The sequence below is a fragment of the Azospirillum mesophilum genome (genome assembly GCF_053470405.2).
The window spans coordinates 125,702-138,962 of record NZ_JBPXMQ020000014.1 but is presented as its reverse complement, the minus strand read 5'-3'; the positions used below and the strand labels follow the sequence as shown (position 1 = coordinate 138,962).

General features: G+C 69.5%; 13 protein-coding genes. 6 read left to right on the top strand and 7 right to left on the bottom strand.

Translation table 11 applies throughout. The annotated features are described in order from the left end of the window. The first annotated feature begins 101 nt into the window (after positions 1–101). The 3 genes from ACSVC7_RS15680 to ACSVC7_RS15670 all read left to right on the top strand — a co-directional run bounded on the left by ACSVC7_RS15680 (position 102) and on the right by ACSVC7_RS15670 (position 4,188). Positions 102–2,621, top strand: coding sequence for a DNA translocase FtsK (locus ACSVC7_RS15680; protein WP_448205156.1), 2,520 nt, complete (start codon positions 102–104; stop codon positions 2,619–2,621). A 215-nt stretch (positions 2,622–2,836) separates the two neighbouring features. Next, a complete protein-coding gene (locus ACSVC7_RS15675) occupies positions 2,837–3,502 on the top strand; it encodes a LolA family protein (RefSeq protein WP_448205157.1) in 666 nt (221 codons plus the stop codon). 68 nt (positions 3,503–3,570) lie between these two features. Further along, complete coding sequence (locus tag ACSVC7_RS15670; protein WP_448205158.1) at positions 3,571–4,188, top strand: HdeD family acid-resistance protein; 618 nt, start codon at positions 3,571–3,573, stop codon at positions 4,186–4,188. 3 nt (positions 4,189–4,191) lie between these two features. On the opposite strand, the gene speE is transcribed toward ACSVC7_RS15670, so the two are convergent. Beyond that, on the bottom strand, positions 4,192–5,073 hold the full coding sequence (gene speE, locus ACSVC7_RS15665; protein ID WP_448205159.1) for a polyamine aminopropyltransferase: 882 nt from the start codon (positions 5,071–5,073) through the stop codon (positions 4,192–4,194). Further along, positions 5,070–5,579, bottom strand: a complete 510-nt coding sequence (speD, locus tag ACSVC7_RS15660) for an adenosylmethionine decarboxylase (protein WP_448205160.1) — start codon at positions 5,577–5,579, stop codon at positions 5,070–5,072. The genes speE and speD overlap by 4 nt, the downstream gene beginning before the upstream one ends. A gap of 193 nt (positions 5,580–5,772) precedes the next feature. Here speD and ACSVC7_RS15655 point away from each other — a divergent pair, with 193 nt between their 5' ends. After that, the gene (locus tag ACSVC7_RS15655; RefSeq protein WP_448205161.1) at positions 5,773–6,534 is read left to right on the top strand and encodes a gamma-glutamyl-gamma-aminobutyrate hydrolase family protein; all 762 of its coding nucleotides are present in this window, start codon (positions 5,773–5,775) and stop codon (positions 6,532–6,534) included. A 65-nt stretch (positions 6,535–6,599) separates the two neighbouring features. Here the strand turns inward: ACSVC7_RS15655 and ACSVC7_RS15650 are convergent, their stop codons facing one another. Then, on the bottom strand, positions 6,600–7,094 hold the full coding sequence (locus ACSVC7_RS15650; RefSeq protein ID WP_448205162.1) for a MarR family winged helix-turn-helix transcriptional regulator: 495 nt from the start codon (positions 7,092–7,094) through the stop codon (positions 6,600–6,602). A gap of 414 nt (positions 7,095–7,508) precedes the next feature. On the opposite strand from ACSVC7_RS15650, the gene ACSVC7_RS15645 reads away from it, so the two are divergent. Both ACSVC7_RS15645 and xth read left to right on the top strand, forming a co-directional pair. Further along, the gene (locus tag ACSVC7_RS15645; protein WP_448205163.1) at positions 7,509–8,192 is read left to right on the top strand and encodes a fumarylacetoacetate hydrolase family protein; all 684 of its coding nucleotides are present in this window, start codon (positions 7,509–7,511) and stop codon (positions 8,190–8,192) included. Between the two features lie 8 nt (positions 8,193–8,200). Beyond that, positions 8,201–8,995 (top strand): exodeoxyribonuclease III, encoded by a 795-nt coding sequence (gene xth / locus ACSVC7_RS15640; protein WP_448205164.1) that lies wholly within the window; start codon positions 8,201–8,203, stop codon positions 8,993–8,995. Between the two features lie 208 nt (positions 8,996–9,203). Here the strand turns inward: xth and ACSVC7_RS15635 are convergent, their stop codons facing one another. From ACSVC7_RS15635 to ACSVC7_RS15620, 4 genes are read right to left on the bottom strand one after another with little or no spacing between them, the layout of a single operon-like run. Next, complete coding sequence (locus ACSVC7_RS15635; RefSeq protein ID WP_448205165.1) at positions 9,204–9,785, bottom strand: histidine phosphatase family protein; 582 nt, start codon at positions 9,783–9,785, stop codon at positions 9,204–9,206. After that, entirely contained in the window at positions 9,782–10,915 is a 1,134-nt protein-coding gene (locus ACSVC7_RS15630) for a glycosyltransferase family 4 protein (RefSeq protein ID WP_448205166.1), read from the bottom strand. Before ACSVC7_RS15630 ends, ACSVC7_RS15635 begins: the two co-directional genes overlap by 4 nt. 24 nt (positions 10,916–10,939) lie before the next feature. After that, positions 10,940–11,920 (bottom strand): GGDEF domain-containing protein, encoded by a 981-nt coding sequence (locus tag ACSVC7_RS15625; RefSeq protein ID WP_448205167.1) that lies wholly within the window; start codon positions 11,918–11,920, stop codon positions 10,940–10,942. Positions 11,921–11,965: 45 nt separating this feature from the next. Continuing rightward, the gene (locus ACSVC7_RS15620) at positions 11,966–13,252 is read right to left on the bottom strand and encodes a glycosyltransferase (RefSeq protein WP_448205168.1); all 1,287 of its coding nucleotides are present in this window, start codon (positions 13,250–13,252) and stop codon (positions 11,966–11,968) included. Positions 13,253–13,261: the final 9 nt, after the last annotated feature.

The following is a 13,261-nucleotide window of genomic DNA, read 5'->3' as shown; positions in this document are numbered from 1 at the left end:
GGGTTTTTTCCCGGCTGCCGCCGGTAATGACCCCTCAACCCAACCCTTCTCCCCCAAGGGGAGAAGGGATTTTTGATTGTGGCACATCAGGAACTCCACCCATGGCTCGACCCGCAAGCCCCCGCAGCGGAAGCGGCAAATCCTCCGGACGGCCGGAGAAGCCGCCCTTCTTCTCGCCCGCCATGCGCGCCTTCGTGGTCGCGCGGGCGCGCGAGCTGGCGGGATTCGCCCTCGGCGTGCTGGGGCTGGGGCTGATGATCGTGCTGGGCAGCTACAACCCGTCCGACCCGTCCTGGAACGCTGTGCCCGCCGCCGGGGCCCGGATCCACAACCTGTTCGGCCTGTTCGGCGCCTATCTGGCCGACCTGCTGATCCAGGCGCTGGGCTGGGCCGCCTATCTGCTGGCGCTGGTGCCCATGGTCTGGGGCTGGCGGCTGAGCCTGCAGAAGAGCGTCCGCCACCCGCTGTTCCGCAGCGTGCTGGCGGTGTGGGGCGTGCTGCTGGTCGCCATGTTCCTGGCCGGCATGACCGACCTGGAGGACGACCCGCTGAACGGCCATCCCGGCGGCAGCTTCGGCATGGTGCTGCTGGAGGGGGTCAGCAACCTGCTGCTGGGCGGCAACGGCCGGTCGGCGGTCGCCACCTCGGCGGGCGTGGCCGGCGGCTTCATCCTGTTCATCGCCATGGGCCTGTCCATCGGCGAATGGCTGGCCAGCCTGCGCCAGCTCCTCACCCTGCCCGGCCGGATCCGCCGGGGCGTCGGGGCGGGCTTCGGGGCCGGATTCGGGCTGCTGCGCCGGCACGGCAACGCGGCCATGAGCTTCGCCACCAGCCGCATCGGCGACATGAGCCGCCGCGACCCGCGCTTCGAGGCTCCGGACGAGCCCCACCCGGCGGACACGGACGCGGACGAGGGCGGCACGGACACCCTGCGCGCGACGCCGCGCGCGTCCCGCACCCGCACCGAGCCGACCATTGAGCCGCGCCCCGACGCCAAGGCCCGCGACGTGGCCGTGGTGACCAGCGCGCCCAAGCCCGCCAAGGCCGCCGCCGACGCGCCCCGCCGCGACACCCCGCGCCAGGCCGCCCTGCATCTGGAGGAGGCTGACGGCTACGAGCTGCCGCCGCTGGACCTGTTGCAGGTCGTCCCCACCTCCGGCCGTGGCGAGAAGGTGGACGAGGCGGCGCTGCGCGAGAACGCGGTAAAGCTGGAAGGCGTGCTGTCCGACTTCGGCGTGCGCGGTGAGGTGCAGAAGGTCCACCCCGGCCCGGTCGTCACCCTGTACGAGCTGGAACCGGCCCCCGGCACCAAGTCGTCCCGCGTCATCGGTCTGGCCGACGACATTGCGCGGTCGATGAGTGCCGTGTCCGTGCGCGTCGCCGTGGTGCCCGGCCGCAACGTCATCGGCATCGAGCTGCCCAACGCCAAGCGCGAGACCGTGCTGCTGCGCGAGCTGATGGCCGCCGACGCCTTCGACAAGAGCGGCGGCAAGCTGGCGCTGGCGCTGGGCAAGGACATCGGCGGGCAGCCCATCGTGGCCGACCTCGCCCGCTTCCCGCACCTGCTGGTGGCGGGCACCACCGGTTCGGGCAAGTCGGTGGCGATCAACACGATGATCCTGTCGCTGCTCTACCGCCTGCCGCCGGACCGCTGCCGCTTCATCATGATCGACCCCAAGATGCTGGAGCTGTCGGTCTATGAGGGCATCCCGCACCTGCTGTCGCCGGTGGTGACCGATCCCAAGAAGGCGGTCGTCGCGCTGAAATGGACGGTGCGGGAGATGGAGGACCGCTACCGCAACATGTCCAAGCTGGGCGTGCGCAACATCGAGGGCTACAACGCCCGCCTGCGCGAGGCCCGCGCCGACGGCGAGTCGCTGACCCGCCGCGTGCAGACCGGCTTCGACCCCGACACCGGCAAGCCGATCTTCGAGGAACAGCCGCTCGACCTGAAGGAGCTGCCCTACATCGTCGTCATCGTCGACGAGATGGCCGACCTGATGCTGGTGGCGGGCAAGGACATCGAGGCGGCGATCCAGCGTCTGGCGCAGATGGCGCGTGCCGCCGGCATCCACCTGATCATGGCGACGCAGCGTCCGTCGGTGGATGTCATCACCGGCACGATCAAGGCCAACTTCCCCACCCGTATCAGCTTCCAGGTCACCTCCAAGATCGACAGCCGCACCATCCTGGGCGAGCAGGGGGCGGAGCAGCTGCTCGGCCAGGGCGACATGCTCTACATGGCCGGCGGCGGCCGCATCACCCGCGTCCATGGCCCCTTCGTGTCGGACCAGGAGGTCGAGCATGTGGTGAAGTACCTGAAGACGCAGGGCGAGCCCGCCTACGTCGACGCCATCACGGAGGAGGACGACGAGGACGCGTCCTCCTCCTTCGATGACGGCTCGGCGGCCGGCGGCGGGTCGGGCGACGACCTCTACGACAAGGCGGTGGCCGTGGTCTGCCGCGAGCGCAAGGCCTCCACCAGCTTCATCCAGCGCCAGCTGCGCATCGGCTACAACTCCGCCGCCCGCCTGATCGAGCGGATGGAGACCGAAGGCGTGGTCAGCAAGCCCAACCACGCCGGCAAGCGCGACGTTCTGGCGCGGAACATCGAGGAGTAGCGAATCATACCCTCGCCCATCTCCGATGGGAGAGGGAGGGACCCACGGCGCAGCCGTGGAAGGGTGAGGGCAAGGTTCCTCGGGATGACCTTGCCCTCACCCTCCCACCTTCGGCGGGTCCCTCCCTCTCCCGCTGGAAGCGGGAGAGGGGAATTCAGGGCCACGCTCGTTTCCGGCCCTGTTTCAGCCCAAAAGATCCTGTAGAAGCAGGGACCATGAAGACCGCGCTCCTCCGCCGCACCCTCGCCGCCGCCGCTGTTGCCCTGTTCGTGGGCACGCTGGCCGCCACCCCGGCCCTGGCCGCTCCCCCCCGCCCGGCCACCCTGTCCGCCCAGGACCAGGCGGTGATCGCGCATGTGGAGGAGTACCTGAACGGCATCCACACGCTTCAATCGAAGTTCGTGCAGGTCAGCCCGAACGGGCAGCAGACGACGGGCACCTTCTACCTGTCGCGGCCGGGCCGGATGCGCCTGGAATACGACCCGCCGGTGAAGGACTTCGTCGTCGCCGACGGATCCTTCATCTTCTACTGGGACGGGGAGATGCGGCAGCAGTCGAGCGCGCCCATCGGCTCCACCCTCGCCGACTTCATCCTGCGCAAGGACATCCACCTCAGCGGCGACGTGACCGTGACCGGCGTCTTCCAGGCGCCCGGCGTGGTGGAGGTCAGCCTGACCGAGACCAAGGACCCCGGCAAGGGCACCCTGACGCTGGTCTTCGAGGATCGGCCCTTCCAGCTGCGCAAGTGGCGCGTGCTGGACGCCCAGGGCTTGACGACCGAGGTGGCGCTGCTGAACCCGCGCAGCGGCGTGCAGTTCGATTCCAACCTGTTCTACTTCGTGGAGCCGAAAAAGGGGTCGGATTACGGCCGGGGGAACTGAGGCCGCAACCAAACCCCTTCCGGCCCTGTTGCCGCTTGTGTGCATCGCACCAACACAGGAGGCAAGCCATGGCTGTGGTCCGCGTCTACGACGCCGAGCGCGTCCAGTGCATGAACGACCTGCTGGCGCGCAACTGGTGGGTTATGGCCCTGCGCGGGGCCGCGGCGATCGTTCTGGGATTTCTCGCCTTCATGATGCCGGGGGTGACGGTCGCCACGCTGGCGATCATGCTGGCGGCCTACCTGCTGGCGGACGGTGTCCTTGCCATCATCGCCGGCATCCGCGCCGCCCGCGCGCAGGAACGCTGGCTGCCCTTCGTCCTGGAAGGCATCGCCGGCCTGATCGCCGGGGGGCTGGCGGTCCTGTGGCCGAAGGCGACCCTGTTCGCGCTGGTCTTCCTGGTTGCCGTCTGGTCGGTCGTCACCGGCTTCGCCGAGATCATGAGCGCCTGGCGCATGCACCGCAGCCACGGCAAATGGGCCTGGGGCATCGCCGGCGCCCTGTCTGTGGTGTTCGGCTTCGGCGTGTGGGCGGTGCCGGCGCTGGGGCTGCTGGCGCTGGCCTGGAGCGTGGCGAGCTACCTGATCGCCTTCGGCGTGCTGACGCTGGTCACCGCCTTCCGCCTGCGCCGCTGCCACCACGACCACAGCCATTCCGATCACGGCACCGCCGTGCCGGCCGAATAGCCGTCAGGCCAGCGCCGCCAGCATGAAGGCCGGCAGGGCGAAGCTGGCGGCGTGGATGTCCGGCGTGTAGTAGCGGGTCACCAGCCCCGCCGCGTCGAAGCGCGGGCGGATGGCGTCGGCCGTCTGGCGGCGCAGCGACTCGTCGTCGGTCGCCCAGCCGAAGGCCATGAAGCCGCCGTAGTAGCTGGGCACCGGCGCCACGAAGAAGCCGGCATCCTTGAACAGCCGGCCCAGCCGCCGATGGCTGGTGTTCAGCTCGTCCGGCTGGAGGAAGGGCACGCCGTTCTGCGTGACCAGCACCCCGCCCGGCGTCAGCCGCGCCTTGCAGTCGCGGTAGAACTCCTCGGTGAAGAGGACCGCACCCGGCCCGTGGGGGTCGGTGGAGTCGACGATGATCACGTCGTAGGTCTCGTCGGTGTCCTTCACGAAGGCGCAGCCGTCCGCGATCACGAGGTTGGCGCGCGGGTCGTCGAAGGCCCCGGCGCTGATGGAGGGCAGATGCGCAATCGACAGGTCCACCACGGTCCGGTCGATCTCCACCATCGTCACGCGCTCGACCGCCTTGTGTTCCAGGCAGCGGCGCAGCATGCCGCCGTCACCGCCGCCGACGATCAGCACACGGCCGACGCGCCCATGCGCCAGGATCGGCACATGGGTCAGCATCTCGTGATAGATGAACTCGTCGCCCTCGGTGGTCTGGATGACCCCGTCCAGCGCCATGACGCGGCCAAGCACCGGGTTCTCGAAGATCACCAGATCCTGGAGGTCCGTCTTGTCCCGGTACAGGACGCGGCCCATGCGCAGGCGCTGGGCCACGTCCGGGTACAGGGTCTCGTCGAACCAGCCGCCGTTCTTCTGGCCGCCGTTCACTTTATCGGAGGTCATGACTCGGTTTCGCCGCGCAGCAGCTCGTCGCACTTCACCCGGGACGGGCTGAAGGCGCGTTCCAGCACCGGGATGGCCTTCATCGGTTCGGCGTCGCCGCACATGAAGATGTCCAGCGCGGCGTAGCCACGCTCCGGCCAGGTGTGGATGCTGATGTGCGACTCGGCCAGCACCGCCACGCCGGAGATGCCGCCGTTCGGCGTGAAGTGGTGCAGGTGGATGTGCAGGAGCGTCGCGCCCGCCACCTCCACCGACTCGATCAGCGCCGCGCGGACGTGCTCAAGCTCGTCCAGGCGCTCCGCGCCCCACAGGTCGATGATCAGGTGCGTGCCGGCGAAGACCTTGCCGTCGCGCGCGATGAAATGGTCCTTGCGTTCGTCTTGGGCTTCTTTCCAAGGACCCGTCGTGACATTCGTCCGGTCGACGGTGTGACCTTCCGCTTGGGCTTTCCTTGGAGCGCTTCCCAAGTCCATCCCCAATTGGAAGAGAGAAGCGGACTTCGCCATCGTTCTCCCCCATCAGCAGATGTTCCGCGGAGACCGCGGAGAGGGGCGGCATATGGCCCAAGCCGCCCGGCAAATCAACAAAATTCTACAGCTCGACAGCGCTTTTTGGCCCGTTTCCGGCCCACTGGCGCAGTGTCCTCGCCCCGCGCATAATCGTGGAGCTAACCGCCCACGAGCCGCCCACGAGCCGCAAATGAACCGCAAACCCCTGATCGGCGTTCCCGCCTGCGCCCGCATGATGGGCGAGCACCCCTTTCACGTCGTCGGCGACAAGTATGTGCGCGCGGTGTCGGACGGGGCGGGCGGCATGCCGCTGCTGATCCCCGCGCTGGGGACGGCGCTGGAGATGGACGATCTGGCCGGCCGGCTGGACGGCCTGCTGGTCACCGGCAGCCCGTCCAATGTGGAGCCGCACCGCTACGGTGGCGCGCCCAGCGAGCCCGGCACCCTGCACGACCCGGAGCGCGACGCCACCACCCTGCCGCTGATCCTGGCCGCGCTGGAGATGGGCGTGCCCCTGCTGGGCATCTGCCGGGGGTTCCAGGAGTTGAACGTCGCGCTGGGCGGCACGCTGCACCCGGCGGTGCACGAGGTGCCCGGCCTGTCCAACCACCGCGAGGACAAGGAGGCGCCGCTGTCCGTCCAGTACGGCCCGGCGCACAGCATCCGGCTGGCGCCCGGCGGAATCCTGGCCGAACTGGCCGGCGGGGCGGTGGAGGTGCACGTCAACTCCCTGCACGGGCAGGGGATCGACCGGCTGGCGGACGGCTTGATGGTGGAGGCGACCGCCGCAGACGGGCTGGTCGAGGCGGTGCGGGTGGCCGGGGCGCCGGCCTTCGCGCTGGCGGTGCAGTGGCACCCGGAATGGCGGTTCTGGGAGAACCCGCTGTCGGCGGCGCTGCTGCGCGCCTTCGGGGCCGCCGCCGCCGAACGGGCTCGGCGGCGGGCGTCCTGAAAACGCAGGCGCACTAAACTGTTCGCAACCTTAACGTGCTTGAAATCCAGGCACGCCTTCGGTGCTTATCCGGCGCGGGAGACGCGGCGCAGGAAGTCGATGAGCTGGGCCTGCTCCTCCGGGGAGAGATCCTTCACCATGGCCTTGTCGTGGGCCTCGATGCGTGGAATCAGCTCGTCCAGCAGCTTTTCGCCTTCCGGCGACAGGCGCAGCGCGTAGGAGCGGCGGTCGTTCGGCGACGGCGCGCGGATCACGAGGCCGCGCGACTCGAGCCGGTCGATCACCGCGACCATGGTGGAGCGATCGATGCCCACGGCCGCGCCCAGGTCGGACTGCGACAGGCCCTCGTTCTCCTTGATCATGATCAGCACGCCGAACTGGCCCGGCGTGATGTCGTGGGGAGCCACGGCGTTCTGGAAGCTTTGGAAAACGGCCACCTGCGCCTTGCGCAGATTGTAGCCGACCAGCTCCGGCAGGGGGCCGAGAGCCATTTTTCCGGTCTTGCTGGGACGCTGGCGGGTGCGGCGGTCCCCGGTGGTGGAACGGTCGGTGTCAGTCAACGGTAGCGCCATTGTGTATGAGCTTGTCTGTTGGTCGGGTAAAATGCAGGCAAGTGCTACTTTTGTCAGCAAGAACCGCGCAGTCCGATTCGATTGCATAGCACCCATTCGCGTTACGCATTGGTTACACCGCAAGCAGTGACCACCTCTAAGTGTACGAAGTGACCGCGCCCCGCCGAATTCACGGGCATGCCTGACGCGGTTGCCCGCGGCCGGTCTTCCCCTGCCGCCCGCGGGATCCGGAACGGAGCTTCCGACGCCCGGTCCCCCCCAGACCGGGCGTCTTCGCGCCCGGCCCATGCTTCCAGACAAGACCGTCTTTCAGACAAGATCATTGTCCGTCCGGCGGGCTTTCAGGCAAGCAGACTTTCGGATAGGTGTTGGTGTCCGCAGCATCCGAAAGAAAGGCGCGCCATGGCCTACGCCATCCCTCTGTGGTCCCAGCCCACCGTTCCGGTCGTCGGCGGCGATCCGTTCCCGGTCCGCCGCATCTACTGCGTCGGCCGCAACTACGCCGCCCACGCGCGCGAGATGGGCGCCGATCCGGACCGTGAGCCGCCCTTCTTCTTCGCCAAGCCCGCCGACGCCGTCGTGGCCGACGGCGGCACCGTCCCCTACCCGCCCAAGACCGCCAACCTCCACCACGAGATCGAGCTGGTCGTCGCCATCGGGCGCGGCGGGCGCGACATCCCGGTGGAGAGCGCGCTGGAGCATGTCTACGGCTACGCCGTCGGGCTGGACATGACGCGCCGCGACCTTCAGAACGCCGCGAAGAAGGAAGGCAAGCCCTGGGACATGGGCAAGGGCTTCGACCATTCCGCCCCCTGCAGCGCCATCCGCCGCGCCGCCGACATCGGCCACCCGGACAAGGGCGCGGTGACGCTGTCGGTCAACGGTGACCTGCGCCAAAAGGGCGACCTGTCCGACCTGATCTGGTCCATCTCCGAAACGATCTCGTACCTGTCTGGCCTTGTCGAGCTTCAGCCAGGCGACCTGATCTACACCGGCACGCCGGAGGGCGTGGCCGCCGTGGTCAGCGGCGACCGGCTGGAAGGCGCCGTCGAGGGCGTCGGCACCCTGACCGTGACCATCGGCTGAGTAATCGAATGCGCATTGCCACCTGGAACATCAACTCCGTCCGCATGCGGATGGAGTTGCTGCTTCGCCTGATCGACGAGACGCAGCCGGACGTCATCTGCCTTCAGGAAACCAAGGTCGTCGACGCGGACTTCCCCCTGGCCCCGCTGGCCGAGAAGGGCTACGTCCACGCTCACGTCCACGGGATGAAGAGCTACAACGGGGTCGCCATCCTGTCGAAGCTGCCCTTCGTCTCGCGCGACGTGCAGCACTGGTGCAAGAAGCAGGACTGCCGCCACGCGCTGGCCGAGCTGCCGGGCGGGATCGAGCTGCACAGCGTCTACATCCCGGCGGGCGGAGACATTCCGGACCCGGAACAAAACGACAAGTTCGCCCACAAACTTCAGTTCGTAGACGAAATGACCGAGTGGTGGACCACCCACCGCAGCCCCGAGCGGCGCATGGTCATGGTCGGCGACCTGAACATCGCGCCGCTGGAGCACGATGTGTGGAATCACAAGGAGTTGCTGAAGATCGTCTCGCACACGCCCATTGAGGTGGAGAAGCTGACGGCCATGCAGCGCTCCATCGGCTGGGTGGACGCCGTGCGTCATTTCGTTCCCGAAACGGAAAAGCTCTACACCTGGTGGAGCTACCGCGCGAAGGATTGGGCGGCGTCCAACCGGGGCCGCCGCCTGGACCATGTGTGGGTGACGCCGCCGCTGAAGGACGCCTTGCAGGGCCACCAAATCCTCCGCGACGCCCGCGGCTGGGAGCCGAAACCCTCAGACCATGTCCCAGTGATCGTGGATCTGAATATCTGAATCGGCGCTTCTATCCCCTCTCCCAGCCCCGCTGGGAGAGGGAGGGACCCGCCGCAATGTGGCGGGAGGGTGAGGGCAAGGTTTTCCCGAGAATCTTGCGACTGCATGCCCTGGAGTCTCGGCGAAACCTTGCCCTCACCCTCCCATCGCTTTGCGATGGGCCCCTCCCTCTCCCGCCGGGGGCGGGCGAGGGGTTTCTAAAAGCGCTTCATTCCACTATCGAAACATTCATCGCCACGACGCTGGGCGTTCCATCCTTGGCGATCCGGAAGCGGTGGAAGCAGCCGTCCGTGAGGCGGTGCGCCGGTTTGGCGACCATGTCCCAACCGGTGGCCAGCGCGTAGAGCGCGCGCATGACGCCGTTGTGGGCGACGGCGCCGGTTGGGCGACCGTCGGCCGCCAGTTCGGCCAGCCAGGGCTTCAGGCGGTTCTGCACGTCGCGCGGGCTCTCCCCGCCCGGCGCGTGGAAGTCGAGGCCGAGCTGCTCGCGCTCCGCCGTTAGGGCGCCGCTCGCCCGCAGATCGTCCAGCAGGCGCCCTTCCCAGTCGCCCCAGTTCATCTCCACCAGCCGGGGCTCCGGCGTGGGGTCGAGGCCGAGGAGCCGCGCCGTTTCCCAGGCGCGCCGCTTCGGGCTGGCGACCCAGCGGTAGTTCAGCACCTCGGAAGGCAGGCGCCAGAGGGCGACTCGGGTGCGGCCGGCGTCGGACAGGGGCTCGTCGACGCTGCCCTGGATGCGGCCGGCGGCGTTCCAGGCCGTCGGGCCGTGGCGCAGGATGATGAGGTCGGTCATGGGGTTCCCTTGAGCGCGATGCGCCGAACCAAGCCATCCAGTTCGGCCGCCGCGATGGAAAAGTCGTGCTCGTCGCGCGCGATGCGGCGCGCGGCCTCGCCGAAGGCCCGGCGGCGCTCCGAGTCGCGCAGCAGCGACTCGACGGCACCGGCGAAGGCAACCGCATCGCCGACGGGCGTCAGCAGCCCGGTGACGCCGTCGCGCACCACGTCGGGCACGCCGCCCGTCCGCCCGGCCACGACCGGCAGCCCGGCCGCCTGCGCTTCCAGCAGCGCCATGCCATAAGCCTCGTTGATCGCGGGCCAGACGAGAAGGTCCGAGGCGGCGTAAAGGGCCGGAAGGGCGGGTGCATCGAGTTGGCCGAGGAAGTGAACGGCTCCACGGGCAAAAAGCAACTCGATCCGAGCACGGGCAGAGCCGTCGCCGACGAGGAGGAGGTGAAGAGGGGGCAAAGCTTTTCCGGCCAGAGCTTCCGCCAGGATCTCGTACGAGCGCTCCTTGTCGCCGGGGCGCATCATGCCGACGGCCAGCAGCCAGGGGACGTCCGGAGACAGGCCGTGGCGCTCGGCCAGCGCGGCACGGTGCTGCGCGCGGGCGTCCGCGGCGGCGGCGAAGGGGGCAGTCTCGATGAAGGGGCGCAGGGGCACCAGCCGGTCCGGCGAGTCGAGCAGGGGCAGGATGCCCTCCGCGTCGTGGCCGGCTATGGTGACGATGGCGGCGGCCTGCCGGATCGCCGATTCCGTGGCGCAGTGTCCGGCGGCGAAGGGGCCGATGGCGCGCTTGGGCGCGAAGGAAGCCTCGGCCGCCACGTAGGGAATGCCGAAACGGCGGCAGACCGTCGGGCCGATCCAGTCCGGGGCCTTGTGGTAGAGGTGGTAGGTGAACCAGAGGTCCGGCGGTTCCCCCTGCCAGCGCCGGATCAGCCGGTCGGCGCAGCGGGCGCCCAGCTCCGCGAGGCGCTCCGCCCGGCCGGGCTGGCGGCCGTCGTCCCAACTGCGCAGGTTGGAGGCGAGCGTCACCCGGTGCCCGCCGGCCTCCAGCGCGGCGATCAGCAGGCGCGCCATGCGGCGGTCGCCCGACGGGACGGGGTGCGTCGGGGATTTCAGAGGCGCGTAGAAGGCGATGCGCATGCCCGCCCGCGCTCCCCAACCGTTCTAGATAAGGACCGGGTCCGGCGCGGCGACCACCCGGTTCCGGCCGGCGGCCTTGGCGCGGTACAGCGCCTCGTCGGCGCAGGACAGCAGGCCGTCCACGCTGCGGGACCCGGCGTGGCAGGAGGCCAGCCCGATGGACACGGTGAAGCGCACCTCCTCCGCTCCGGCCGGGACGGACAGCTCCGCCGTGCGGGCGCGGATGCGCTCGGCCACCAGGGCGGCGCCGGCGGCGTCGGTTTCCGGCAGCAGGATGGCGAACTCCTCCCCGCCCATGCGGCCCAGCAGGTCGTTGCCGCGCAAAACGCTTTGGCAGGCGTCGGTGAAGACCCGCAACGCCTCGTCCCCGACAGCGTGGCCGTGGGTGTCGTTGATGCGCTTGAAGTGGTCGACGTCCAGCACCAGCAAGGCGACCGGCCGGTCGTAGCGGCGGGAGCGGGCCATCTCCTGCTCCGCGACGTCGAAGAAATGGCGGCGGTTGCAGGCGCCGGTCAACGGGTCGGTGATCGACAGTTGACGCAAGCGCTCCTCGCTCTCCTTCAGCGCCGTCACGTCGTTGATCAGCACATAGATGACCGGCAGCCCGTCCCAGGGCAGCGGCGACATGCTGACCTGCGCGCAGGTGCGCCGCCCGTCCGCGGAGACGACGACGCCGTCCTGCGAGCGGATCAGCTCCCGTTCCTGAAGGCAGCGCAGGAAGGCCGCGCGCTGCGCCTCGGTGTCCGCCTCCTCCACGAAATCCAGGAAATGGCGCCCGACCAGCGCGTCGCCGCTCTGGCCCAGGATGCGCGCGGCTTCCTGGTTGGCGAAGACGATGCCCATTTCCTGATGGATCAGCAGCCCCGCCGGCAACAGGTCGAGCAGATCGCCCAGCTTGCTGCGCGTCACCGACAGCTCGTGGCTGGTGACGACCGCATCGGTGTCGTCGTCCAGCTCGATGAAGGTGAGCAGGGACGAAGCGCTGGAGTCGGAGAAGATGGTCATGAGGTCGCAGTCGTGGCGCGGCGTTAACACTTTACCGCCCGCCCATCAGTCGTGCAACGCACAACAGGCCGGATCACCAACAAAGGTCATAGGACTACCCCCGCCGGTGAAGCGCGCGAACAGGCGGTCGATGCCCGCCTCGCAGCCGAAATCCCGGCGCACGCGCGCCGCACCGGCCCGGCCCAGCGCGGCACGGGTCGCCGGGTCGCGGATCAGCCGTTCCAGCGCGTCGGCCAGCGCCTGGGGATCCTCCGGCTCGACCAGCCGGCCGGTGGCGCCGTCCTCGATCAGCTCCGGCACCGCGGCGGTGCGGGTGGACAGGCAGGGCAGAGCCTGCGCCTGCGCCTCCATCAGCACGTTGGGCAGCCCGTCGCGGTCGCCGTCGCGCGCCGTCCGGCAGGGCAGCACGAACAGGTCGGCGCGCCGGTACTGGGCGATCACCGCGTCCTGCGCCCGCGCGCCCATCCACTCGATCCGGCCGGTCAGGCCGAGACTGGCGGCCTGCGCCTTCAACGCCGTCAAACGCTCCCCACCGCCGACATGGACCCAGCGCCAGTGCAGCCCGTCCGGCAGGCGGCCCAGCGCGTCGACCAGCAGGTCGAAGCCCTTCTTCTCCACCGCCCGCCCGACCGACAGCAGGATCACCGGGTCGGCGGGATCGGACCCGTCGCGCGCCGGACGCACGGCGGGCGGGTCGGGGAAGCGGGCGAAGTCCAGCCCGTGGTACAGCAGCTCGACCCGCTCCGGCTCCGCCGCCAGCGCGGCGAGATGGTCGTGGCCGAAGCCCGTGCAGGTGACGCCCCAGCGCGCCTCGGCCAGCTTTTCCCGCTTTTCCCAGTCGGGCGAGGTCCAGATGTCCTTGGCGTGGGCGGAAAAGCTCCAGGGCAGGCCGGTCAGCAGGGCGGCGTAGCGGGCCACGCTGGCCGGCGTGTGCAGGAAATGGGCGTGCAGCCACCCCACCCCGGCCGGCAGCTCCGCCGCCAGCACGCAGGCCTGGCCGAAGCGGCGGACGCGGTTGCGCGTGGGGTCGCGGCGCAGATCGGCCGTCCAGGCGGCCCGAGCCGTCCGCCAGCCGGGCAAGCGCCGCGCGGCGGCCAGCGCGCGCAGCACCCGCACCGGTTCCTGGTGCAGATACTCGGGCAGGTAGGTGACCGGGGCGGCGACGCGGCGGTTCAGCTCGTGCACCGCCTTGTCGGTCGGGTGACGCAAGCTGATGATGTGTTGACGCAAGCCGCGCCGCTCCAGCCCCAGGATTTCCTGCGCGATGAAGGTCTCCGACAGGCGCGGCCAGCCCTTCACGAGGACGGCAACCGTCATGGGGGCGACCGTCATGGGATTTGC

Excerpts from the sequence above, each read along its gene's own strand:
- ACSVC7_RS15680 (WP_448205156.1), top strand. The coding sequence starts at position 102 with ATGGCTCGACCCGCAAGCCCCCGCAGCGGAAGCGGCAAATCCTCCGGA.
- ACSVC7_RS15675 (WP_448205157.1), top strand. The coding sequence starts at position 2,837 with ATGAAGACCGCGCTCCTCCGCCGCACCCTCGCCGCCGCCGCTGTTGCC.
- ACSVC7_RS15670 (WP_448205158.1), top strand. The coding sequence starts at position 3,571 with ATGGCTGTGGTCCGCGTCTACGACGCCGAGCGCGTCCAGTGCATGAAC.
- speE (WP_448205159.1), bottom strand. The coding sequence starts at position 5,073 with ATGACCTCCGATAAAGTGAACGGCGGCCAGAAGAACGGCGGCTGGTTC.
- speD (WP_448205160.1), bottom strand. The coding sequence starts at position 5,579 with ATGGCGAAGTCCGCTTCTCTCTTCCAATTGGGGATGGACTTGGGAAGC.
- ACSVC7_RS15655 (WP_448205161.1), top strand. The coding sequence starts at position 5,773 with ATGAACCGCAAACCCCTGATCGGCGTTCCCGCCTGCGCCCGCATGATG.
- ACSVC7_RS15645 (WP_448205163.1), top strand. The coding sequence starts at position 7,509 with ATGGCCTACGCCATCCCTCTGTGGTCCCAGCCCACCGTTCCGGTCGTC.
- xth (WP_448205164.1), top strand. The coding sequence starts at position 8,201 with ATGCGCATTGCCACCTGGAACATCAACTCCGTCCGCATGCGGATGGAG.
- ACSVC7_RS15635 (WP_448205165.1), bottom strand. The coding sequence starts at position 9,785 with ATGACCGACCTCATCATCCTGCGCCACGGCCCGACGGCCTGGAACGCC.
- ACSVC7_RS15630 (WP_448205166.1), bottom strand. The coding sequence starts at position 10,915 with ATGCGCATCGCCTTCTACGCGCCTCTGAAATCCCCGACGCACCCCGTC.
- ACSVC7_RS15625 (WP_448205167.1), bottom strand. The coding sequence starts at position 11,920 with ATGACCATCTTCTCCGACTCCAGCGCTTCGTCCCTGCTCACCTTCATC.
- ACSVC7_RS15620 (WP_448205168.1), bottom strand. The coding sequence starts at position 13,252 with ATGACGGTCGCCCCCATGACGGTTGCCGTCCTCGTGAAGGGCTGGCCG.